The sequence below is a fragment of the Heyndrickxia camelliae genome, from assembly GCF_002844575.1.
GTDB classification, from domain to species: Bacteria; Bacillota; Bacilli; order Bacillales; family Bacillaceae_C; genus Margalitia; species Margalitia camelliae.
Map to the genome: position 1 here is coordinate 274,363 of NZ_PIQO01000001.1, position 23,465 is coordinate 297,827.

A 23,465-nucleotide genomic window follows, 5' to 3' on the forward strand; every position below is an offset into this window, starting at 1 on the left:
TCACTTATCTGCAATATCATATGAGGGAAGAATAAAAATGTGATTAATTAGCCTAAATCTCTCTGACGTTGTAAAATGGAATGGTGAATAAATATTAAGTGCATGAGGTATTTATATGAAGCTACGAATGGAACCTATACTTAAGGAAAATAGAATTTCTACTTTAGATGTAGTAAGAGGGATAAGTTTATTAGGCATTGTCATTGTAAATATGATTTCGTTTAATGCACCTGTTCTATACTATAATCCATATGAATGGTGGAAGGATAGCGATGCCGAAGTTTATAAGTGGGTAGAACTTATTTTTCAATCAAGCTTTTACCCAATCTTTGCGCTGATGTTTGGGTATGGGAGTGTTATTTTACGTGAGAGGATAAGGAATAGGGGGTTGTCCTTTACTAATATATATGTAAGAAGGTTATTATTCTTGTTAGTGATAGGATTCATTCATGCCTTTTTTATATGGTCAGGTGATATATTAGTAAATTACGCAATATATGGAATGCTATTAATGGTGCTACTTGAATTATCAGGGGAAGTACTTTTGATTAGTGGTATTATGCTTTTTCTGATTCCTAATTTATGTTTTATATTATACATACTGGTAAATGCGATTATCGATCCAAATACGACATTAATGTATGCGGATATCGCGAATGTGAATAAAGCATTTAACGCTTATTCCACAGGAAGCTACTTGGAAATAACAACGCAAAGAATAACAGATTGGATTGCAGTAAATGGTTCAATGAATCTCTTTTTCTCTGTATTTTCTATTTTGCCATTAATGATGGTAGGAGCAGGAGCTTCTAAAATGAAATGGTTACAAAATGCTAACATCCATAAGAAAAAATGGCTGGTCCTTTTTATTGCTACATTTGTAATAGGAATCTTTTTAAAGTCTTTGTCTTTATTAATCGATTCTAATCTTGCGTTTAAGCTGGTTCAACAAACAATCGGTGGAACTATTTTTAGCTTTGCGATTGTGTCATTGATTGTACTGCTAATGACTAATCGTATTTTTGAAAAACTTTTAAAACCCATCGCAACGGCTGGACGGATGTCCCTTACGATTTATTTAGTTCAGTCCATTGTCGGATCCCTTATTTTCTATCACTATGGTTTAGGACTTTATGGAGGGCTTACCTTGCTGTCCTGTGTCTTAATCGGTGTATTTATATATATTATTCAAGTTGTTTTAGCGGAAATTTGGTTTATGAAGTTTCAATATGGTCCATTGGAGAAAGTGTGGAGAATAGTGACATACGGAAAAAATAAAAGAGGAATTCCTGCAAAAAAACAGAATACGTAAGTGTATACTAATAGTAGAGGTGAACGTAGGATGAAATTATTATCATTTGCAAAAGATAATAAAGAACAATTAGGGGTCCTAAATGAGAACACAGGAGATATCGTAAATGTTACAAAACTTGCATTAGCAGGTCATCCATCCTTGCCATCAACCATGCTTGAAGCAATTGATACAGGCAATTCCTTTATTGAAGAAATGAAAAAGTTAATAGAAAAGGAAGATCTTACTGCCTTCTATGAAAATATCGATTTGATTGAGTGGCTTTCTCCTATTACGAAACCTCGAAAGAATATAATGTGTGTGGGGAAAAACTATCGTGATCATGCAATTGAAATGGGCAGTGAGGCAGATATTCCTAAAGATCTCATTGTCTTTACGAAAGCACCTACTACAGTTAAGGGACATTTATCAGAGGTTGAATCTCACTCGGAAATTACGAATCAACTAGATTACGAAGGAGAGCTTGCATTAATTATTGGCAAGAAAGGAAAAAATATTAGCAAGGAAGAAGCGCTTGATTATGTTTTTGGCTACACCATCATAAATGATATTACCGCTCGTGATATTCAAAAACGTCATAAACAATATTTTATTGGTAAAAGTTTAGATGGATCATGTCCAATGGGACCTTGGATTGTGCACCATTCTGCAATCGAGGACCCAAATCATTTAGATGTTGTAACAATGGTAAATGATGAAATTCGTCAAAATTCCAATACACAATACTTTATCTTCCCAATAGAAGAAATTATTTCAGTTCTATCTAAGGGAATGACGCTTGAGCCTGGTGATATAATTGCTACTGGAACGCCTGCAGGAGTAGGAAATGGATTCAATCCGCCAAAATTTCTAGTATCTGGAGATAGAATCGATATAACAGTAGAAGGAATAGGAACTTTGACAAATGTGGTAAAATAATCTTCAAACCATATCTATTGATCGGACATTATGATAATATGGGATGAGCTACAAAATGTTAGTTTTATAAATTGGTTAGGGGGTTAAATAATGTTACATCGTACAGATGCACATATTACTACTTGGGTAATTGCGATTATTTTGTTTATCGTGGCACTGTTATTACATAAGGCTGGAAGAGAAAAGGCTGCAAAAATCGTTCATATGATTGTTCGCTTATTCTACATCTTAGTCATTGTTACTGGGGCTTTATTGTTCTTCAGTAATCAATCCATAAATCCAGGTTTATACGGAGTTAAATTACTTGTAGGCCTTCTTGTTGTAGTATTGATGGAAATGATACTAGTAAGAACGGTTAATAAAAAAGGTACAGGATTTTTATGGTTGTTGTTTATTATTTTATTCCTCGCTGCTCTTTATATTGGATTAAAATTGCCGCTGGGACCTTGGCATCCATTTGATTAAAAAATTAAGCTGCTCATAATGAGTGGCTTAATTTTTTTTGATAAATATCGACATTATATTACAAATATATTACACTGTTTATAGTATGAATATTTTAATTATTGGCAACGCAAGGCGGTGACCAGCTTGATAAAATCGTTCCGTACATTATTTGATAGTCAATCTCGGCTCCAATCTTTTATTGAAGAAAACGAACTTCCTCAATATCCTGCCTTAAGTGTTTATATTTGTGCTGGACTAATGGAATTAGCAGAAATAACGAATTTAATAACCTTTTTAAAGAATCTTCTTCCGCAAGTAGTAATAGTTGGAAGTAGCTCTTCAGAGAACAGGTTAATAGGGAAAAAGACTCTCATTGATTTTGTCACCTTTGAGAAAACAAAAGTATTTTCTGAAATGATTAACGTAGAAAATACAGAAGATCTAGTTACATTAGGGGAGACAATAGCTTTAGACTATGTAACATCTGATACAAAAATGATTCAGTTATTTTCTAATCTAAGAATTGGTGATATGAATCCCATATTGGATGGCTTTCACAAACGGAACTCAGATGTAGTCATTTTAGGATGTAATTCTTTAGACTCCATTAAGGATAGTCCTCATTATGTTTTTACAGAAAGAGGAATTGTTGAAAATGGAATTGCCCTTATATTATTTGATAATCAAGATATGGTTATAGAGACGATGGAAAATAACAGCTGGTCCGAACTCGGATTACCATTTACCGTTTCAAAAGCAAAAGAAAATATACTAATGGGGTTAAATGGAAAGAAGCCTATACATATTATGAAACAATTCCTAGGTAATGAATTTATTCAATATTTGCCAAAATCTAGTTTTCAAATTCCTTTTATCATTCATCGAGAGAAAAGAAAGGAAATAGCCTTTATCCGGGATATTCATGAAGGCAGTTCACTTGAATTATCGGCTCCAGTCATAAATGGGGATGTTTTATCACTTGCTATCCCAAATAAGGAGAAGCTATTATCCTTGTCCCAAAAAGGTTTAAAAAGACAAAAAAGTAAGAATATTGAAACCATTTTTGCTTTTCACTGTGCATTTATTAAAGAAAGTTTAAACAATTATTTTCAATATGAGGAAGAACAGCAAACACCAATCATAGATTTTAATTGCTTTGGTGAAATTAGTTGTCGTTCCAAAAAACAATCAAAATCTTTATCACCATCCTCTATCTATATAACCCTTTCTGAATCAGCAGAAGGGAATAAACTAGTTTCAGAAAAAAACTGTACATTACCCGCTCCCTCCCATTTCATATCAGCATTAACAACTATGGCAAATGAAGCAGCAAAAGAAGTTAATGCTCTTAGAGAAAATATAAGACAGTCAAGTGCTTACTACCATTCTCTATATGAAAATAATATCGATGTCGTTTATACATTGGATTTAAAAGGAAACTTTACTAGCGTTAATCACTCATTTGTAAAAGCTATTGGGTATACCTTGAATGAATTAAAAGGAAAAAGCTCATTAAAGCTCGTGATGGATCATGATATTCCTAAGGCACAACGACATTTTCGCAAATCAATCAATGGAAAAATTCAATATTATAATATGAATATCAAAACAAAGGATGGTAGTATAGAGTCTTTTCATATCAAAAATATACCGGTGATGGTAGATGGTAAATGTATGGGAGTATTGGGAATTGGTAGAGATATTAGCGAGAATATTAAGTTTGAAGAAAAAATTACTCAGCTAGCACATTATGATGAAGGCACCGGATTGCCGAACCGGACAAAATTTAATGAAATTTTAGAGGAAATGCTAAGGAGAGCAAAAAAGAAACGACGTGCTCTTGCTGTATTGTTTATAGATATTGATCGATTTAAAATGGTCAATGATACATTAGGACATTATGCGGGAGACTTAATGCTAAAAGAACTTGCAAATAGAATGAAGAATGCCCTTTCCAAAGGCGCTTATTTAGGAAGGTTTACAAGTGATAAATTTAGTATCTTATTAACGAAGGAAGCAGATCCTGAGAGTATTATTCAGTTTGGAAAACAATTATTAAAAATAATAGAAAAGCCATTCTCTTACCAGAAGAAAGAATTTTTCCTCAGTGCAAGTATTGGAGTAAGCATGTATCCTTATGATGGAGATCAGAGTGAGGATCTGTTAAAAAATGCTGACTTAGCTCTTAACCGTGTAAAATTACAAGGTGGAAACGGGATGATCTTTTTTTCTGATGAGATGAATGAGGAAACACTTAATCGTGTGGAGATGGAAAGCCAATTAAGAAGAGCCATAAAAAATAATGAATTATTTCTTATGTATCAACCAATTATTGATAGTTCCAACCGTAAAATGAAATCCTGTGAAGCTTTAATAAGGTGGATGCACCCAGAACGAGGAATTATCCCTCCTTTTGAGTTTATCCCTTTGGCGGAGGAAACAGGACTTATTCATTCAATAGGAAAGTGGGTTCTAAAGAATGCCTGCAAGCAAATGAAAGTTTGGCATGACGAGGGCTTAACGGATGCTAGTATTTCTATTAATGTTTCAGCCTCTCAATTTCAAAATAGATGGTTTATTGAAGAGGTAAAAAACGCTCTTGCCTATTCAAATTTGGATTCCACGTTTCTGCATTTAGAACTGACGGAGACGGTTATGCTGAACGATTCTATCAAAACGATTGAAACCATGCATGCCTTGAGAAATATTGGAGTCAAAATATCCATCGATGATTTTGGTACGGGGTACTCATCCCTTAGCTATTTGCGTCATTTGCCGATTCATATATTAAAAATAGATAAATCATTTATCCAAAACTTAGATGTTCAAACACCTGACTATGCTATTGTCCATTCGATTATGACGATGGGGAAAGGTCTTGGACTCGAGGTAATTGCGGAAGGTGTGGAAACGAATGAACAGTTTGCTATCTTAAAAAGTATGAATTGCAATTATATTCAAGGCTATTTAATTGAAAAGCCTATGGACTCTGTTCGCATGAAAGAATGGTTAGAAAATAAACGTTTTATTGGTCAACAGTAAGAAAACGTCTATCATCAGTGATAGACGTTTCTCTTGCTATATTTTAGAGACTTTCTCAACGATTAATCTTTTTCCAGTACTTAAGGTAAATTCAAAGCGATCCTGATGCTCTTGTTCATATTTAAAATGATGTTGAACCGCACAAATGTTTTCTCCATTATCAAATATTAAAAAATTTACCCCAAATTGATTTTCGCTTTCACTGAGGTAAGATAATTGATTGTGACAATATAAACAATCATAAATAGAGAATTCTAGTTGGTTTAGATTATGAATAAAGTAGAATAGTACATCATCTATAAGCTCATTTAATAATATTTCCAATGCAAAGGCAATTTGTTTGCGTATTCTCATTTTCATTTGATCTTGAAGGAAAAGAATGGAAGTTTGCAAAGCGATTTTACCATCATCCTCTAATATGCCCTTTAACCATTGATTTCTATGGAAGACTTCTATCTCTTGCATAGAATATTGTTCTAACATGAATGCCTCATCAGTTTCGTCATCAAAGAAGACCCATTGATCATTGATGTTTTCGATACTCCCGGTAATAAAGGCACGATTTTGGTTTTTGATTAGTTGATTTCTTTGTTGCTGGTCCATCGATTACCCTCCAATTCGCAGGCCATAATCTATATATTCTTTGTTGACAATGGGAGCTTGTTTCATACCTGTAATTTTTTGCCGTATTGTCAATCGACAAATAAAAGACAAAGAATGTAGCGGAACTTTTGCTATTTATGTGAGAATTGTTTGACTATCATTGTATAGAAGGGATAATCTTATTTCATAGGTTAATTTTAGGAGGAACGGAGAATGCTTAAAAGAGTTTTTGCACTTTGTTGCATCATTCCGTTGCTCGTTTTTTGTGCAGTGCAAGCGAATGCTGCGGGAAAAGAGCAACGAGATTGGCGGAGTCAAAATGTGTATTATTTAATCGTCGATCGTTTCAATAATGGGGATAATTCCAATGATATCAACATCAATACAAAAAATGATTTACGTTTTCAAGGCGGTGACTTTCAAGGAATTATCGACAGACTGGACTACATAAAAGATTTAGGATTTACAGCTATTTTACTTAATCCTATTTTTGATAATGATTCAAAGGGGTATGCAGGTGATCGTATAACGGACTTCTACAAGCCTGACGAACATTACGGTTCTTTGAAAAAGTTTCAACAGCTTGTGAAGGAAGCTCATAAAAAACATATCAAGGTGATAATCCAGTTTAAAACGAATCAAGTGAGTCCTGAACATCCATGGGTAAAAGATACGACAAAGAGCGAATGGTTAAAAGGAAAAACAAAAGATGGATTAGTTGAAGTAAATCAAACTAACCCAGCGGTAAAACAATATTTTATGAAGATGGGAAAATGGTGGGTTCAAAAAACAGGTATTGACGGTTACTACTTAAGTGATGTTGAAGATGCACCGATAAACTTTTGGAAGGATTTCAATTCTGCTGTTAAATCAGTGGACAAAGATTTCTATTTGCTTGGCGATGTACATTCAGATAATGCCAATATGATCAAAAACTATGAGCAGGCTGGATTTGATGGGTTTTATGATCGTCCGCAAAATCAGCCATTACGGAAAGCATTTTCCGATATTGACCAGTCTGCAACGGCTTTGCTTGATATAGTCAAAAAGAATAAACATACATATAATTCATCTACAGTAAATGCGGTTTATTTTGATAATCCATATGCGACACGTTTTACACGTGACATGGTGAATGCGAATAAATATCCAGGAACAAGGTGGAAACTTGCGTTAACCTATTTTTATACTCAGCCAGAGATACCGGTTATCTATTACGGATCCGAAATCGCAGTTGATGGAGGAAATGCACCGGAAAATCGCAAAATGATGAATTTTCGTGCGGATAAAGATCTTATGGATTATATGACGCAAATATCCGAAATAAGAGCGAAAAATCAAGCTCTGGTAAGCGGTTCCCTGATTCCGATTTATAATAAAGAGGGAATGACGGTATATAAGAGAGAATATAAAGGCGATATCAATATCGTTGCCATCAATAACACAAGTGCTACTCACGCTGTTTCGTTAGATGTCTCTGAGTTCGATGGTGATAAAGAACTCCATGGACTATTAGAAGGCGGAATTATCCGTGCTGACCAAGGTAAATATAAGCTAGTTTTAGAAAGGGAATCCTCTGAAATATACAGAGTGGTAGATAAAACTGGAATTAACTTTGGTTTCATTGCCATATTAGTTATGGTTTGGGTACTTTTCTTTGCATTTATTTTTGCTGCCAAGAGAAAGGCGAAGAAAAATAAATAGGTTTTGATAAACAGTCCAGTATTTTTTGATTTTAAATTACTGGGCTGTTTTTTATTTAAAACAAATTCAATTTAAATTTATAGTTTACGATACATGAAATATTTGTGGTAAAATTAGGAATAAACAGAAAAAAGGGGAGAGGAGAACCAATGACTGGAAAAATAGAATGCATACAAGTAGGAAGGGCTTTTCATGGGGATGGAGTAAGTACAAATGCAGTAACAAATATAAATCTATCTTTTATTAAAGGTGAGTTTACCTCTATCGTTGGACCATCGGGTTCAGGCAAATCAACATTGCTTAGTTTATTAGGGACATTGGATTCCCCGACATCAGGAAAAATTTTATATGATGGCGAAGAAATAATGAAAAAAAGTAAAAAAATGATTTCAGATTTTCGTTTTGAAAATATAGGATTTATTTTTCAACAATTCCATTTGTTACCTACACTAACAGCTCTTGAAAATGTTCTCTCACCCTTATTTTCTCGAAAAGTTTCTTATAATAAAGTAGAAAGAGCAAGGGAAGTATTGGAACAGGTGGGTCTTGCGGATAAAGAAAATTCATTACCATCTCAATTATCAGGCGGGCAACAACAAAGGATTGCCATTGCACGTGCGATTGTCCATAAGCCAGATTGGCTTCTTGCTGATGAACCTACCGGAAATCTTGATTCAGAAACGGGAGACCGAATATTTGAATTGATGAAGCAGTTAAATGAACAAGAAGGATGCGGGGTCTTTTTTGTTACTCACGACCCTAAGCTTGCTGCAAAAGCAGATCGAATCATTACAATGAAAGATGGAAGTGTATTATCGGATAGAAAAGGGGAATCCATAGGTTATAATTAATGATAATTTGTACCAATTTTCCTTCTAGGTTACTAATATTGTCATGAAAAATATAGTAATGGATATCTATTTTTTCGACACCCATTACTATTAAAATTAACCATTCACTATCGACCCACCATTAACATGAATCATCTGCCCTGACACATAGCTGGAATCATCCGAAGCTAGATAAACGTAAGCAGGCGCGAGCTCATATGGCTGTCCAGGTCTACCAAAAGGCACATTTCCACCAAATGTTTCTACCTGGTCCTCAGGAAATGTTGAAGGAATAAGCGGAGTCCATACAGGTCCAGGTGCCACTCCGTTCACACGAATTCCTTGTTTTGCTAAAGATAGAGCTAGGGAACGAGTAAAGGTTACTACTGCCCCTTTTGTAGCGGAATAGTCGAGAAGCTGCTCATTTCCTTGATATGCTGTAACGGAGGCAGTATTAATGATGACACTTCCCTTTGAAAAATGAGGAAGGACAGCTTTGGTCATGTAAAAGAACGAAAAAATATTCGTTTGGAAGGTTCTTTGTAATTGATCAGCTGTAATATTTAATATACTTTGTTGAGGGTGTTGTTCAGCAGCATTGTTCACTAGAATGTCAACTTTTCCAAACTGATCAACCACCTTTTTTACCGCATCCTTACAATGCTGTTCATCACCGATATCCCCGGGGATAAGGAGACATTCCCGATTTTCTTTTTGAATAAGCGATAATGTTTCATTTGCATCATCATGTTCGTTTAAATAACAAATAGCAACATTAGCACCTTCCATAGCAAAATAATGTGCAACAGCTTTGCCAATTCCGCTGTCTCCACCAGTAATAATGGCTGTCTTTCCAGTTAATTTTCCGCTTGCTTTATATCCGGGATCAATAGATTTTGGCAATGGATTCATCTTTGATTCGATACCTGGTTGTGTATTTTGATGCTGCTTCGGCATTGTCTTTTTCGGTTGATTTTGCTGAGAACTCATAATTTCACTCCATCCAAGATATAATCTTCCATTATTCTTTGCATCTTAGAAAATGTTATGAGTGATTTCGAAGAACAAAAAACACAGGTGGTATCCACCTGTGTTTAACGGTAATTTACAAATTGTACGTCAATAGTCAAATCTGCTTCTCTTATTGCTGCGATAATCTTTTGCAAATCATCACGGCTTTTTCCAGTTACACGGACTTGATCATCCTGTACTTGGCTTTTTACCTTTACACCGCTGTTTTTAATGATATTATTAATTTTCTTAGCGTTTTCCTTATCGATACCTTGAATTAACTTTGCGCGTTGTCTTACTGTACCGCCTGAAGCATTTTCCACTTTCCCGTAATCTAGATTTTTTACAGGAACACCGCGTTTAATCAATTTACTGAACAATACATCCTTCACTTGACTCAATTTATACTCATCATCCGAAACCAGAACAAGTTCTTCTTTGTCCAATTTAATATCGCTTTTGCTTCCTTTAAAATCGTATCTGGTTTGGATTTCCTTCATCGCTTGGGTAATCGCATTGGTTACTTCAGAAAAATCAACTTGTGACACAATATCAAACGAACTTTCTTTTGCCATCATGAACCTCCACCGTTACGTAATATTACCAATATTATAGTCAAACGAATGAAGGGAAACAACCTTTTTATATTTTGAAATATATAAAATATATTCCTGCAGAATTCTTATAAAAAAACAGCTGATCAAGTTTTGAAAATAACGAAACTAATCTATTCCTAATATAGAATAGTGGAATAAGACGGCATTTCGCAAGTAAAATCTCTGTCAACATGTCCCTAGCATGGTGTATATAGAACAACGCTAAGTAAATTCGGTTCATTGCCGTTTACAAATAGTATAAATAGAAAAAAGACAAGGAACTTTTCCCTGTCTTATAAATGATCGGTTTTCTTGGAATATTGATGTTTTCCAGCCTTGCGATTCTTTTCACGAATCATATTTTTTTCATGTCTTAAAGCATTATTGTCTCTTGCTTTCTTATCATTATCAGATGTATGTGACATGTGATAATCCCCCTTCAAATTGTTCCTCCTTAATATCACCATTGAGGGGGGAAATTATGAATTATTGACGTTGATTCAAAAAGAATACTGCTAATGTGCCAGGACCAGCATGGGATCCCACTGCGGACCCAATAATATTGATATAAAAATCTTTTACACCAAAACGTTCTTCAATTAATTTTTTTAAATTCAAGGCAGCTTCTTCGTCATCTCCATGGCAAATTCCGATACATTGCTCTTGGAGTGAATCGCCTCTTTCTGCCATTAAATCAAGCATACGTTGAAGTAATTTTTTCTTTCCTCTTATTTTTTCAAGAGGAACCAGCTTTCCGTCCTCGACATGAAGAAGCGGTTTGATATTTAATAGTCCGCCCAAAAATGCAGAGGCTTTCGATAATCTTCCGCCTTTTGCTAAATAATCTAAGTCATCCACCGTAAATAAATGCTCCATATGCTGGCTATTAAAAATCGCTGTTTTAATAATTTCTTCTCTAGATGCATTGGCCTTCAACTGGCTAACCGCATTTTTCACAACTAGACCATAACCAACAGAAGCACATTTAGTATCAATGATGGTAAGATCTAAATCCGGATACTCCTCTAATACTTGCCCGCGTACCATTTCAGCTGTTTGATACGTTCCTGATAAAGCAGAAGAGAAAGCAATATATATTCCGGATTGTTTTGATTTAGCAAGCTCAACAAAGGTTTCTTCAAAAACCTCCGGAGAAGGCTGGGAAGTTTTCGGTACTTTTCCGGAACGAATTCCATCAAAAACTTGTTTTGGATTGATTGTTTTAATATCAAGATATTCCTTTTCATCCAAGTAAACGTTTAGCGGAATTAAAGTTACATCATTTTTATCAAAAAATTCTAAAGGTAGGTCACACGCACTATCTGCAAATAACTTTATAGCAGTCATCCTTTTCACCTATACTTTCGATTCATATTTCCTTTTATTCTATCTATTTTACTTAAATTTCACAATCCTTTTGGTATGAAGTACCTGTATTTAGGTTATAGAGAATAGTATGAATGAGGAGGATATTTTTATGAAAAAGGAACTTATCATCGAACATGTAAAAAAAATCATTGTTGTTTTAGTTGGTGCCTTTTTAAATGCCATTGCTATAAACTACTTTTTAAAGCCTGCCAATGTTTATTCCAGCGGATTTACTGGGGCAGCACAGCTTTTGTCCAATATTTTTAACCAGTATACCCCTATACATATTTCGATGGGATTACTTTTACTCGTGTTAAATATTCCAGTTGCCATTCTTGGATGGTTAAAGGTTGGAAAGCTATTTACGTTGTATAGTTTTGTGTCCGTCGTTTTGATGTCTGTGTTTTTGGAAATTATACCTGTTCATAAAGCTTCAGGTGATATTCTCTTATATGCTGTATTCGGTGGTGTAATTGCTGCGATTGGAGTTGGAATTACGTTAAAATTTGGTGCTTCTACCGGCGGCTTAGATATTATTGCCATGGTTTTATCCCGAATTCAGGATAAACCGGTAGGAATTTACTATTTTGTGTTAAATGCAATTATTATTATCACGGCAGGATATGTATATGGTTGGGATAAGGCATTGTACACGCTTGTTTCCTTATATGCATCAACAAGAGTCATCGATGCCATTCATACACGTCATCAAAAATTAACGGTCATGATTATTACGAAAATGCCATCGGAAATGAAGAAGGCAATTCATGCGAGATTAGTGCGCGGAATTACGCTAATCCCTGCTAAAGGGGCATTTTCAAATGAGGATAGAGAAATGCTTATGATTGTAATTACTCGATATGAATTATATGCAATGGAGCGTATTATAAAAGAGGTAGACCCTAATGCATTTACAAATGTAGTGCAAACAGCAGCGGTTTATGGTTTCTTTAGAAAAGATTAATTTCGAAGTAGATAGAACATACTAAACGGTGAGGTTTTTCCATTTTTGGAAGGAAGTGCACCGATGAAAAAAATACTCATTTTTCTTTGTTTGATGATTCTTTTGGTTCCTAAATTAGCGAATGCGACCGGGAAGGATGTTGGATCGATGGTATCCTGGAATGCTCAACTTAGACCATATGCTGATCATCTGGAAATAAATTTAATCGTTCGAAATAATTCGGAACAAAATGTCCAGTTGGAATTTCCAACAAGTAAATTGTATGATTTCTCTATACTGGATGGAAAGAGAGAGGTTTTCCGTTTTAGCAAAGGAAAGTATTATCTACAAGCATTTCAATATGTTAAACTTCAAAGCGGGGAAGAAAAAAGCTGGACCATTAATTGGGATTATAAAAGTAATCAAAAAAGACTTTCTTCTGGAAAGTATACCCTGATAGCAAGATTGTTGCCTAGTAAATTAAATGGGGTCATTAGTCCACAGCAATGGGTGACAAAACAAGAATTCGAAGTTCCTGCACTGCATGGTATTCATACCGAAGGAAAAGCAGGAAATTATACAGTTTCCGGAGATGCAGATTATTCAAGTGAAAATTATTACTACTCAGTAGATGACGGTCATAATCTCCTAATAGCAAGAAAGGCCATTCCAATTGAAAGGAATGCATTCCACATTTCATTTCATCTTCCGAATGATATAGTTACCCAAAACAAGTCGGTCATATTTACAATTTTTAATGCAAAGGATGAACCAATTTTTATCCAAAATTTAAAGAAATAGCTGCCAAAAACGGCAGCTATTTCAATTGTTCTAACTCATCCTGCATTTTATTTAATTGATTTTGCTCGGCAATGGTAGAGTTTGCAAATGCAGAGGAAAGTGCATTCTTTGCCTTTTGAATAGTTTGTTCATCATTAGGAGAGCCTTTAGCTCTTTCAACAAAGAATTTTGCTTGTTGAAATAACCTATTTGTCATTATTCTAGTCCTCCTAATGACGAGTCCTTCATAAACTCTAGCTGACGTTCTTCTGCTTCAGCATATGTGGAACGGTATGGAAAGCGCTCATCATGTTTTGATACTGCATCTTTTCCCTGCTGAACAAAACGTTTCGATTTGTTTCTTTTACCCAAACGAAACACCGCCCTTGGCTAGAATTAAACGAATGAGATTCGTTCTTTATTTAGTATGAACTTCCCTCTTCAATTGAGTCAGGTAAAAAAATGGAATGCAGGTACTATTAAAGCTTGAAAAATTCTTCCAAAAATATCGAAACACCGTCTTCCATATTGGTAGCAGTTACATGATTGGCTATTTCCTTAAGAGGTGTGATCGCATTGCCCATTGCAACCCCTACCCCTGCATATTCAATCATTTCAAAATCATTGTCCTCGTCGCCAAATGCCACAATATTCTCCCTAGGTATATTGTAGTAATTAGCAACTCTTTCAATTCCTTTGGCTTTACTTAATCCATATTTTACAATTTCAATAATATGCCATGGGGCTCCCCAGCGTCGATGATCAATCACTTCGGCATGAACATCTGATAGGTGCTGACGAATTTTCGGAACATCTTTTTCTTCTGCGTGAATCAATAAGGAAGTTGGATTGTCTTGCAGATAAGATAATAAATTTCCAGTCGTTACTTTTGGACTTTCATGATGGAATATTTCTAATAACTTTTCATCATGATAATGCAAATATACATGATCCAGTACTTCTGCAATAATATTATGGATATTATATTGATGGCATGTATCCACGATATCCTTCACTACGCTTAAATCTATCGGTTGATGATACATGCCCCAGTTAGCTTTAAGTGGGTGATGAACAAACGCACCATTAAAATTTACAATAGGGGATTGTAAGTTTAATTCCTGATAATATCTCTTGCTTGATCGATATGGTCTGCCTGTTGAAATCATGACAATATGACCTTTTTGTTGAAGTTTATTAATAGTGCGGGAAGTTCTTTCGGAAATATTTTTGTCGTCTGTTAAGAGAGTTCCATCTAAATCCAGAGCAATTAAATAAGGGTGTAGTGACATTTGATTTCTCCTTTGCTGAATCTTATTCATGGGAAAAGACATGTAAATTTGATACACTGTCTTTGGGCAAGGCTCTTTTCTTAAACTTTGCTGCTTTTTAAAAAGAAAATCTTATAATTTTCTCATTTCGGGTTAGAAAAGAGAGAGCAATTTAGGAAACAGCCTTGGACAATAGTAAAATAAGGTTGTAATCTCAATATACTAAATAATATTAACAATTAGAAGGAATATGTGTAAGAAGGAGCCGTTATAGTGATTCAAATACAAAAAGATATTATAGAAGACATCCCAGTATTACATGTGGTTAAAGAGAAAATATATATAGAAAAAGCACCTCTTGTGATTTTTGTTCATGGATTTGAGTCAGCAAAGGAACATAATCTTCATTATGCATACCTTTTAGCGGAAAAAGGTTTTCGAGTGGTATTGCCTGAAATTATGTTTCATGGAGAAAGACAGAAGGATTCGTCTAAGATGGAAGTAATGTTCAAGTTTTGGGAGATTATTTTAAAAACCATTCATGAAATTGATGTTATCAAAAATTACTATGTACAAAATGGCTACACAGATCCGGAAAGAATTGGTTTAGTAGGTACGTCTATGGGCGGAATTATTACATGTGGTGCATTAACGAAATATCCGTGGATAAAAGCGGCCGTGGTGTTAATGGGAAGCCCGAATTACGAGGAGTTTGCTCTTGAGCAAATACAAAAACTAAAGAATAACGGAATTAAAATACCACTAACAGATGAAGAATTGCAGAAACAAATATCTGTATTACATGAATTTGACTTAAGTAAACATCCAGAAATATTGGAGAAGCGGCCGATTTTATTTTGGCATGGAGCAAAAGATAACATGGTTCCCTATCAGCCCACATATGATTATTATAAAAAGATTCAAACATTGTACGCAAACGTTCCAGATAGATTAGAATTCATAACAGATACAAAATCAGGCCATAAGGTTTCAAGAGAAGGCTTATTGAAAACCGTTGATTGGTTTGAAAGATGGTTATAATTTCTTTTTTCACTGTAAGTTTGCTATGATAGGATTAAATATATGAAGGAGTGAATTGGAATGGATGAAGAACTGAGAGAAAGTATTCTTGGTGCTTTAGAACAAGTTATTGACCCTGAGCTTGGTATCGATATTGTCAATCTTGGGCTTGTATATGATTTAGATTTAGATGAGGAAGGGAAATTAACCGTTACGATGACATTAACGGCAATGGGATGCCCTCTTGCTGGTATTATTGTTGATCAGGTTCAAACTGCCTTACGAGATTTGCCTGAGGTAAAGGATACAGAAGTAAATATTGTCTGGAATCCGCCTTGGTCAAAAGACCGCTTATCACGATATGCCAAAATAGCGTTAGGCATTAGTTAAATTGGAAAAATAAGACGCTTATTTCCATACTGAAATGATGCAAAATAGTATTGACGCTAATTTTAGGAGGGAATACCATGGGACAACGTCGAAGATTTCATTCCGGAGATAAAGCTCCCAACAATGGAGTGTATGTAGAAGTTGGAGAAAATGGTAGCATGGTGGTCAATCCGAAAAGTATAAGACTAAATGCGGGAGATCACTTCCCCGAAACATCAAACGATGAGCGTCATTGGACATATAAGCGCAAACCTTAAGCCATCCTAATTTGGATGGCTTTTTCATATGGGATTAGGCTGAATTATTTGCCTCAATATTTCCCGAAGTGATTGAATTTTTTAGTAGTGCCTGAATTTTTGTCGGTTATGGTTGAATTATGTAAAAGCAGATACCAGTTCCGGTTAGGATAAAAGGATCGTATTTTTGATTGTTAAAGACTGAGTTCGCTAATTCCTTCCTTAGTGCTCTTTTAAAGGGATAGCGAAACGTCTGTCAGCTTAGAATTTTGCTCTTTGGTAATATATAGAATAAAATAATCTTAGAATTATACACTCTTGGGGTGATCTAAAAGTGGACATAAATAAAATGACATTTTCCGTTCAGGAAGGGTTAGCAGAGGCACAACAAATTACAAATGAATGGCAGCATCCGGAGGTAGATGTTGTTCATTTATGGAAAGCCCTTATGGACAAGCCAGATAGTTTATTGGTAAGCATTTATGAACGCTCAGGCATTGATAAAAAGGAATTGGATGCCAAAATTAATGAAATTTTAAAGAAAAAACCACAAGTGTCAGGCACCAATTCTAGCGGACAATACCTTTCAACAAATTTACATAAGCTATTTTTAGAAGCTGAAAAGGAAGCAACTCAAATGGAAGATGAGTACCTTTCAGTAGAACATTTAATTCTGGCATTAACGAATCAACAGCATAATGAGATTTCAAGCTTTTTAATAAATAAAAACATAACAAAACAAATGCTATTGACAGAAATCATGCAAATAAGGGGGAATCAAAAGGTGACTTCGCAAAATCCGGAAAGCTCCTATGATGTGTTAAAAAAATATGGACGCGATTTAGTAGCTGCTGTAAAGGAAGGCAAAATAGACCCAGTTATTGGACGGGATGCGGAAATCCGAAACGTTATACGTATTTTATCTAGGAAAACGAAAAATAATCCTGTGTTAATAGGAGAGCCTGGAGTAGGGAAAACGGCGATTGTGGAGGGATTGGCACAAAGAATCGTAAGAAAGGATGTTCCAGAGGGTTTAAAAGATAAAACCATTTTCGCTTTAGATATGGGATCCCTGATTGCGGGTGCAAAATTTAGAGGTGAATTTGAGGAGAGACTCAAAGCCGTTCTTCAAGAGATAAAAAAGAGTGAAGGACGTATCCTTTTATTCATTGATGAATTACATACCATCGTTGGTGCAGGGAAGACAGAAGGCGCAATGGACGCAGGGAATATGTTAAAACCGATGCTCGCAAGGGGAGAACTTCATTGTATTGGGGCAACGACCCTAGATGAGTACAGGAAGTATATTGAAAAAGACCCGGCATTAGAAAGAAGATTTCAACAGGTATTAGTACAGGAGCCTACGGTGGAAGATACCGTATCTATTTTGCGTGGTCTTAAGGAAAGATTTGAAATCCACCACGGAGTTAATATTCATGACCGCGCACTAGTAGCTGCAGCAACACTTTCTAATCGTTATATCACGGATAGATTTTTACCTGATAAGGCCATTGATCTTGTCGATGAGGCATGTGCAACCATACGAGTGGAAATTGATTCAATGCCCAGTGAATTAGATGAAGTAACAAGGCGAGTGATGCAGCTCGAAATTGAGGAGGCTGCATTAAAAAAAGAATCTGATGAGGCAAGTAAGGAACGTCTGGGTATATTGCAAAAAGAACTGGCAGATTTCAAAGAAAAATCTAATGCCATGAAAGCAAGATGGGAAGCAGAGAAAAATGAACTGCAAACCATTCAAGAAAAACGGGAGCAGTTAGAAAAACTCAGAAGACAATTAGAAGAGGCAGAAAATGAATACGATTTAAATAAAGCAGCGGAATTACGTCATGGAAAAATACCTGCTGTCGAACGAGAATTGAAGGAATTAGAAAGTACCCTTGCGGAGCATAAAGGGGAAAATAAGTTATTAAGAGAGGAAGTAACAGAGGAAGAAATTGCTGATATCGTTGCTAGGTGGACAGGAATTCCAGTTTCTAAATTAGTAGAAGGGGAACGGGAAAAGCTTTTAAAATTGGAAAATATCTTGCATGACCGCGTTATTGGGCAGGATGAGGCAGTTCGTGCTGTCAGTGATGCAGTGCTAAGGGCAAGAGCCGGTATAAAAGATCCAAATCGGCCAATAGGTTCCTTTATTTTCTTAGGACCAACCGGAGTGGGAAAAACAGAATTAGCCAAGTCGCTGGCGCAAGTTTTATTTGATAGTGAAGAGCAAATGATTCGTATAGACATGTCGGAATATATGGAGAAACATGCTGTATCTAGATTAATTGGAGCACCTCCGGGATATGTCGGATATGAGGAAGGCGGCCAACTAACCGAGGCTGTCCGTAGGAAACCTTATTCGGTTGTATTAATGGATGAAATGGAGAAGGCACATCCAGAAGTGTTTAATATTTTGTTACAGGCCCTTGATGATGGACGAATTACAGATTCCCAAGGTAGAACAGTGGATTTTAAAAACACAGTGATAATAATGACATCTAATATCGGATCAGCATTTCTGCTAGAAAGAGAAAATAATGAAAATGAAATTGATGACCGAACAAAGGAAAATGTCTTAAAACAACTTCGGGCATCGTTCCGTCCTGAGTTCCTAAACAGAATCGACGACATTGTCTTATTTAAGCCATTGAATATGGATGATATTAAAGGGATTGTGTCTAAGCTTATTGAGGAACTGCAAAAGAGATTGAGCGAACAATATATTACTCTGGAAATGACAGACGATGCCAAAGCTTGGATCGCCACATCAGCATATGATCCAGTATATGGTGCGCGTCCATTAAAACGATTCATTCAGCATCAAATTGAAACAAAATTAGCTAGAGAAATTATTGCTGGCAATGTTCATCCTCATAATATCATAGAAATAGGTTTGGAAAATGACCAAATTAAGATAAATATAAAAAAATAACCTCGCGATGAGCGGGGTTATTTTGCTTTTGAACAACATATTATTCTTCTGTAGCAGGAGAATTTGGAATGACAGCAGAAACGATAAAAATTAAAATTGTTACTACTACAGCGATAATGGAAATGTTGCCAATGGAATAATGAGTATCTGTCATCGCGCTACCTACATAACCTAACATCTGAACAAGCAAGAAGGTCCAAAATAATGTCCAAAAATATCTCATCTATTACACCTCTAATCAGCAATTTTTATGTATATGCATGTTATTTACTTATCCGCTTACATCTTATCATAGCTTCCACCATTTAGAAAGTGAAAATTCTAGGAAGTTTTCTTACATATTCATTTCGCCCAATTCAAGAATATTTGGGCTTTTCTCCTTACATTTTTTTAATGCTGGAATACATTGTATTGAAATATGACAAATGCCTTAGAGGATTAGAGGCGATGATTTAGTATTTACCCAAAATAAGGAGAAATCTTTATGCTTAATGAAACATTTCAATTCGAACAGCAATGGTGCATGGTTCACTATCCCGAAAGGCCCAATGGTTTTGCTATTTTTATTATTGGCGATGCGCAGCATTATGTGAACGAAGAAACAAGTTTTTGGTTAGAAAATAAAGGGAAAGAAATGATGATTAGTGCTTTTACCAATGAAGGATATTTGGTATATTATTCCAATTTATTCGGACGAAACTGGGGAAATGACAAAGCTGTAAAGCATGCATTTCGACTATATCAATATATTATCCGTCAAGAAATATTAAATAATAAAATTCACGTTTTAGCAGAGGGAATGGGGGCACTGGTCGCTGTTAAGCTACTTCCACTTTTAAAAGAATACATGAGGTCCCTTGTGCTAATCTCCCCGTGTATATCATTACAATCTCATATTAATCAAGAACAAAGGGGAAAGTTTTTTTATAAAAAATTACTTAAAGAAATTGAAATTGCCTACCAAGAACAAGACGAGGGCTGTTTAGAAGATTGGAAAATAGATAATGCAAGGAATCTGCTTGAAATGAAAAAAGGCTTGTGTATTTTTCAACGCATCGATAATAACAATTATAAAAGTCAAAACCCTCGACTAAAGGAAATAATGGAGGAGCGAAATAGACAGCATACCCCATCCACATTTCATTTTGTATTATCGGAGCAGCAAATTAATATGACTAACAAATTGATTTCCTTTCTCCGAGAACAGGAAAACGAGTTATAAATAATCATGAAATGAATAAGGGCGCATACGATACTTGTAGATGGAAGGGGGAAAAGAATGGAAAATGCAATCGTTTGTGGGGCAATGCATTTTGTAGGATTTGAGTTGTGTAAACAGTTATTAAATCGCGGATGCAGTGTTGTTGCGATCGATCATGGAGGGAATACAGATAAATATCATGTGGAAAAATGGTTGGAGATAGGGAGAAATGCAAATCTATTGCGGCTTCCAATAGAAGAAATAAGGGATGAAATAGATTCTTCAGTAGTTTGTTTTATCCCTTATATTGATTTTTTAAGTTTACCTGATAAATTCAATGGTTTATTTAATGATGTAGAGAGTTTACTTCAAATGGAGAACATTACCGAATATCATATCATTTTTCCTAGCAAATATCATTTTTCCTTCTCTGATACGAACCGGAGAAATTTTAATGCTGTGTTTCCAATTACTAATATGAATAAAAAAGTTGTGGAATACTATGTTCCTACTCTATATGGCCCATGGCAGCCAAATACGTATTTATTTCAACAATTAATTGAGGGAAAATGTCAAGATGATTATTTGGATGATACAATGGATGCAATATTTATTGAAGATGCTGTAAAAGAAATTGTAGACAATACACAACAAACCGAACATAGGCAACGAATTCTCATACGCAATATGCAACCTGATATGTGGAGGAAATGTGTCTTATATTTAAAGGAAGACTTTAAAGTGCCACCCAAAAAACATGTGGTTGAAGATAGAGACATGGTAATAAAAAATATTCAAGAATGTCATTCATTTCAAGAATCATTGAAAATACAAATAGAGTGTTTTAAACGATTTCAGAATGATTACTCTCTGTAGACATTTATTAAGAGTGGAAATTACACTATTACTTCTGATAGAATTTCTAGGTATAAGTTCTCGCTTAACGTATATTCATTTCAAAAGATGTCTCAGGAGGAGTAGGGTTAATATGAACCAAGATAAATCGATGGAATTTATGCAAATAGCAATGAAATATTTGCCAGAGGCAAAGGCGAAATTAGATGAAGCAGGAATTGAATTATCTCTTGAAATGCTGTCTCCTTTTATGGAACTGTTTACTAATGTCATGAATGAAGCATATGAATTAGGAAAAAAAGACGCATTACAAGAATAGTGAAAAAGAAAAAAATCAGCAAATGATGAATGCTGATTTTTTTCTTTAAATATCACTCTTTTTCTTTTTGTATCATGCTTTGAATCATCGGTGCGACTTTTTTAAACATTGGTTTTAATTCGTTTAAAGAGACAATTAACTGATCGACATGGGTCATTAATTCATCTATATTGACATTGTTCAAATGTTTGTTATTTAGAATACCATTTAGCCACCCTTCCATTTGGGAAGAATTATTTGCTTCAGGTTGTGTACCATTTTGTCTCTCGTTATGAATGTTTCGGTTTCTATTTCCAAAAAACATGCTATCGAAAGGATGGAGTGGACGAGAATTTTCCACTTGTTTTGTAGATTGTTGTTGAGTTGGTTGCTGTCCTATTTCCGCTTCCAATTCTTCACCACTTTGATTCAGTTCTTCCTCGCTCATTCACAGACACCTCCTGTCATGATACGATATGCATTAACTGAATGAAGAGAATAGACAGTTGTCATAATGAACTATCGGAGTGACAAAAAAGGGTCACCCTGTTATAATTAGTAGCAGGTCATAATAATTGATACTTAGTTTTAATTGTTTTTGTACATCATCATAGTACCAGTAGCTATGCAATAGCTTTAGATTATGAAAAGTCAAAATAAGATGAGTAAATGATTATTTTGCAGAAAGAGGGTAAGGCCACATGAATGCAGGAATAATTGGAATTGGGAAATATAGCCCTGAAAAGGTTTTAACAAATTTTGATTTGGAAAAAATGGTGGACACTTCAGATGAATGGATTCGGACACGCACAGGAATAGAGGAAAGACGCATTGCACCTGACGAAATCGATACTTCAGATATGGCTTATGAGGCAGCGTTAAAAGCATTAGAAAATGCAAATGTATCTGCAGAGGATATTGACCTCATATTAGTTGCAACGGTAACACCTGATATGCCTTTCCCATCTGTTGCATGCCTCCTTCAGGATCGCTTGGGAGCAACAAAAGCTGCAGCTATGGATATTAGTGCTGCTTGCTCTGGTTTTATGTACGGAGTAGTTACAGCAAAACAATTTATTGAAACCAATACGTATAAACATGTGCTAGTGATTGGGGTTGAGAAACTTTCCAAAATTACTAACTGGGAGGATCGCAACACTGCAGTTCTTTTCGGTGATGGTGCTGGTGCTGCTGTGTTGGGACCTGTTTCCGAAGGAAGAGGCATACTTGCGTTTGATTTAGGTGCTGCAGGAATCGGAGCAAAACATTTGTATGAAGATAAAAATGGTCATATCATAATGAATGGACGTGAAGTATTTAAGTTTGCAGTAAGACAAATGGGAGAGTCCAGTGAAAAAGTAATTGAAAAAGCAGGACTTAAAAAGGAAGATGTAAATTTCCTAATCCCACATCAAGCAAACATCCGCATTATGGAATCTGCAAGACAACGCCTTGAACTCCCAATCGAAAAAATGTCTAAAACAGTAAATAAATATGGAAATACTTCTTCAGCCTCTATACCTATTTCCCTTGTAGAGGATGTTGAAGCAGGAAGAATTAAAGATGATGATGTAGTGGTTCTTGTTGGTTTTGGCGGTGGCCTTACTTGGGGTTCGATCGCTTTAAGATGGGGAAGATAAAAATACTAATAAGAAGATTAAACTGGATTAGAGAAATAGATTTGCAATCTTCTTGTTTTATACAA

General features: G+C 35.3%; 26 protein-coding genes. 16 read left to right on the plus strand and 10 right to left on the minus strand.

What is annotated here, in order from left to right; genetic code table 11:
* Positions 1–115: 115 nt before the first annotated feature.
* The 4 genes from CWO92_RS01335 to CWO92_RS01350 all read left to right on the plus strand — a co-directional run bounded on the left by CWO92_RS01335 (position 116) and on the right by CWO92_RS01350 (position 5,719).
* On the plus strand, positions 116–1,312 hold the full coding sequence (locus tag CWO92_RS01335; protein ID WP_101352381.1) for a DUF418 domain-containing protein: 1,197 nt from the start codon (positions 116–118) through the stop codon (positions 1,310–1,312).
* Between the two features lie 30 nt (positions 1,313–1,342).
* Positions 1,343–2,230 (plus strand): fumarylacetoacetate hydrolase family protein, encoded by an 888-nt coding sequence (locus CWO92_RS01340; protein ID WP_101352382.1) that lies wholly within the window; start codon positions 1,343–1,345, stop codon positions 2,228–2,230.
* A gap of 90 nt (positions 2,231–2,320) precedes the next feature.
* Complete coding sequence (locus tag CWO92_RS01345; RefSeq protein WP_101352383.1) at positions 2,321–2,695, plus strand: YisL family protein; 375 nt, start codon at positions 2,321–2,323, stop codon at positions 2,693–2,695.
* A gap of 126 nt (positions 2,696–2,821) precedes the next feature.
* The gene (locus CWO92_RS01350) at positions 2,822–5,719 is read left to right on the plus strand and encodes an EAL domain-containing protein (protein ID WP_101352384.1); all 2,898 of its coding nucleotides are present in this window, start codon (positions 2,822–2,824) and stop codon (positions 5,717–5,719) included.
* A 36-nt stretch (positions 5,720–5,755) separates the two neighbouring features.
* Here the strand turns inward: CWO92_RS01350 and CWO92_RS01355 are convergent, their stop codons facing one another.
* Positions 5,756–6,322, minus strand: a complete 567-nt coding sequence (locus CWO92_RS01355) for a DUF2777 family protein (protein WP_101352385.1) — start codon at positions 6,320–6,322, stop codon at positions 5,756–5,758.
* A gap of 213 nt (positions 6,323–6,535) precedes the next feature.
* Here CWO92_RS01355 and CWO92_RS01360 point away from each other — a divergent pair, with 213 nt between their 5' ends.
* Positions 6,536–8,026 (plus strand): alpha-amylase family glycosyl hydrolase, encoded by a 1,491-nt coding sequence (locus CWO92_RS01360; protein WP_101352386.1) that lies wholly within the window; start codon positions 6,536–6,538, stop codon positions 8,024–8,026.
* Between the two features lie 149 nt (positions 8,027–8,175).
* On the plus strand, positions 8,176–8,877 hold the full coding sequence (locus tag CWO92_RS01365; RefSeq protein WP_101352387.1) for an ABC transporter ATP-binding protein: 702 nt from the start codon (positions 8,176–8,178) through the stop codon (positions 8,875–8,877).
* Between the two features lie 96 nt (positions 8,878–8,973).
* On the opposite strand, the gene CWO92_RS01370 is transcribed toward CWO92_RS01365, so the two are convergent.
* From CWO92_RS01370 to CWO92_RS01385, 4 genes are all read right to left on the minus strand, one after another.
* Positions 8,974–9,846, minus strand: coding sequence for an SDR family oxidoreductase (locus CWO92_RS01370; protein ID WP_101352388.1), 873 nt, complete (start codon positions 9,844–9,846; stop codon positions 8,974–8,976).
* Between the two features lie 104 nt (positions 9,847–9,950).
* The gene (locus CWO92_RS01375; protein WP_101352389.1) at positions 9,951–10,442 is read right to left on the minus strand and encodes a YajQ family cyclic di-GMP-binding protein; all 492 of its coding nucleotides are present in this window, start codon (positions 10,440–10,442) and stop codon (positions 9,951–9,953) included.
* Positions 10,443–10,756: 314 nt separating this feature from the next.
* Positions 10,757–10,888, minus strand: a complete 132-nt coding sequence (locus tag CWO92_RS01380) for a DUF3941 domain-containing protein (protein WP_101352390.1) — start codon at positions 10,886–10,888, stop codon at positions 10,757–10,759.
* 61 nt (positions 10,889–10,949) lie between these two features.
* On the minus strand, positions 10,950–11,810 hold the full coding sequence (locus CWO92_RS01385) for a DegV family protein (protein WP_101352391.1): 861 nt from the start codon (positions 11,808–11,810) through the stop codon (positions 10,950–10,952).
* Positions 11,811–11,940: 130 nt separating this feature from the next.
* Here CWO92_RS01385 and CWO92_RS01390 point away from each other — a divergent pair, with 130 nt between their 5' ends.
* Positions 11,941–12,795 (plus strand): YitT family protein, encoded by an 855-nt coding sequence (locus tag CWO92_RS01390; protein WP_101352392.1) that lies wholly within the window; start codon positions 11,941–11,943, stop codon positions 12,793–12,795.
* 63 nt (positions 12,796–12,858) lie between these two features.
* Positions 12,859–13,575 carry a BsuPI-related putative proteinase inhibitor gene (locus CWO92_RS01395; RefSeq protein WP_101352393.1) on the plus strand — a complete coding sequence of 239 codons (717 nt, stop codon included), beginning with the start codon at positions 12,859–12,861 and terminating at the stop codon, positions 13,573–13,575.
* 16 nt (positions 13,576–13,591) lie between these two features.
* Here CWO92_RS01395 and CWO92_RS01400 read toward each other — a convergent pair whose 3' ends face one another.
* The 3 genes from CWO92_RS01400 to CWO92_RS01405 all read right to left on the minus strand — a co-directional run bounded on the left by CWO92_RS01400 (position 13,592) and on the right by CWO92_RS01405 (position 14,846).
* Positions 13,592–13,771 carry a DUF3813 domain-containing protein gene (locus CWO92_RS01400; protein WP_101352394.1) on the minus strand — a complete coding sequence of 60 codons (180 nt, stop codon included), beginning with the start codon at positions 13,769–13,771 and terminating at the stop codon, positions 13,592–13,594.
* Entirely contained in the window at positions 13,771–13,926 is a 156-nt protein-coding gene (locus tag CWO92_RS25185; RefSeq protein WP_165786588.1) for a hypothetical protein, read from the minus strand. Before CWO92_RS25185 ends, CWO92_RS01400 begins: the two co-directional genes overlap by 1 nt.
* 107 nt (positions 13,927–14,033) lie before the next feature.
* The gene (locus tag CWO92_RS01405; RefSeq protein ID WP_101352395.1) at positions 14,034–14,846 is read right to left on the minus strand and encodes a Cof-type HAD-IIB family hydrolase; all 813 of its coding nucleotides are present in this window, start codon (positions 14,844–14,846) and stop codon (positions 14,034–14,036) included.
* 252 nt (positions 14,847–15,098) lie between these two features.
* Between CWO92_RS01405 and CWO92_RS01410 the strand changes: the two genes are divergently transcribed.
* The 4 genes from CWO92_RS01410 (at position 15,099) to clpB (ending at position 19,406) form a co-directional block, all read left to right on the plus strand.
* Positions 15,099–15,866 carry an alpha/beta fold hydrolase gene (locus CWO92_RS01410; protein WP_101352396.1) on the plus strand — a complete coding sequence of 256 codons (768 nt, stop codon included), beginning with the start codon at positions 15,099–15,101 and terminating at the stop codon, positions 15,864–15,866.
* A gap of 60 nt (positions 15,867–15,926) precedes the next feature.
* Positions 15,927–16,235, plus strand: coding sequence for a metal-sulfur cluster assembly factor (locus CWO92_RS01415; RefSeq protein ID WP_101352397.1), 309 nt, complete (start codon positions 15,927–15,929; stop codon positions 16,233–16,235).
* Between the two features lie 77 nt (positions 16,236–16,312).
* Positions 16,313–16,492 (plus strand): YjzC family protein, encoded by a 180-nt coding sequence (locus CWO92_RS01420; RefSeq protein ID WP_101352398.1) that lies wholly within the window; start codon positions 16,313–16,315, stop codon positions 16,490–16,492.
* 313 nt (positions 16,493–16,805) lie between these two features.
* The gene (gene clpB / locus CWO92_RS01425) at positions 16,806–19,406 is read left to right on the plus strand and encodes an ATP-dependent chaperone ClpB (protein ID WP_101352399.1); all 2,601 of its coding nucleotides are present in this window, start codon (positions 16,806–16,808) and stop codon (positions 19,404–19,406) included.
* Positions 19,407–19,446: 40 nt separating this feature from the next.
* Here clpB and CWO92_RS01430 read toward each other — a convergent pair whose 3' ends face one another.
* The gene (locus CWO92_RS01430) at positions 19,447–19,629 is read right to left on the minus strand and encodes a YjzD family protein (protein ID WP_101352400.1); all 183 of its coding nucleotides are present in this window, start codon (positions 19,627–19,629) and stop codon (positions 19,447–19,449) included.
* A 261-nt stretch (positions 19,630–19,890) separates the two neighbouring features.
* Here CWO92_RS01430 and CWO92_RS01435 point away from each other — a divergent pair, with 261 nt between their 5' ends.
* From CWO92_RS01435 to CWO92_RS01445, 3 genes are all read left to right on the plus strand, one after another.
* Positions 19,891–20,628, plus strand: coding sequence for a hydrolase (locus CWO92_RS01435; RefSeq protein WP_101352401.1), 738 nt, complete (start codon positions 19,891–19,893; stop codon positions 20,626–20,628).
* 57 nt (positions 20,629–20,685) lie between these two features.
* A complete protein-coding gene (locus CWO92_RS01440; RefSeq protein WP_101352402.1) occupies positions 20,686–21,483 on the plus strand; it encodes a hypothetical protein in 798 nt (265 codons plus the stop codon).
* 112 nt (positions 21,484–21,595) lie between these two features.
* The gene (locus CWO92_RS01445; protein ID WP_101352403.1) at positions 21,596–21,781 is read left to right on the plus strand and encodes a ComZ family protein; all 186 of its coding nucleotides are present in this window, start codon (positions 21,596–21,598) and stop codon (positions 21,779–21,781) included.
* A gap of 52 nt (positions 21,782–21,833) precedes the next feature.
* Here CWO92_RS01445 and CWO92_RS01450 read toward each other — a convergent pair whose 3' ends face one another.
* Positions 21,834–22,208, minus strand: a complete 375-nt coding sequence (locus CWO92_RS01450; RefSeq protein WP_101352404.1) for a hypothetical protein — start codon at positions 22,206–22,208, stop codon at positions 21,834–21,836.
* A gap of 253 nt (positions 22,209–22,461) precedes the next feature.
* Here CWO92_RS01450 and CWO92_RS01455 point away from each other — a divergent pair, with 253 nt between their 5' ends.
* Complete coding sequence (locus CWO92_RS01455; protein ID WP_101352405.1) at positions 22,462–23,400, plus strand: beta-ketoacyl-ACP synthase III; 939 nt, start codon at positions 22,462–22,464, stop codon at positions 23,398–23,400.
* The last annotated feature ends 65 nt before the right edge of the window (positions 23,401–23,465 follow it).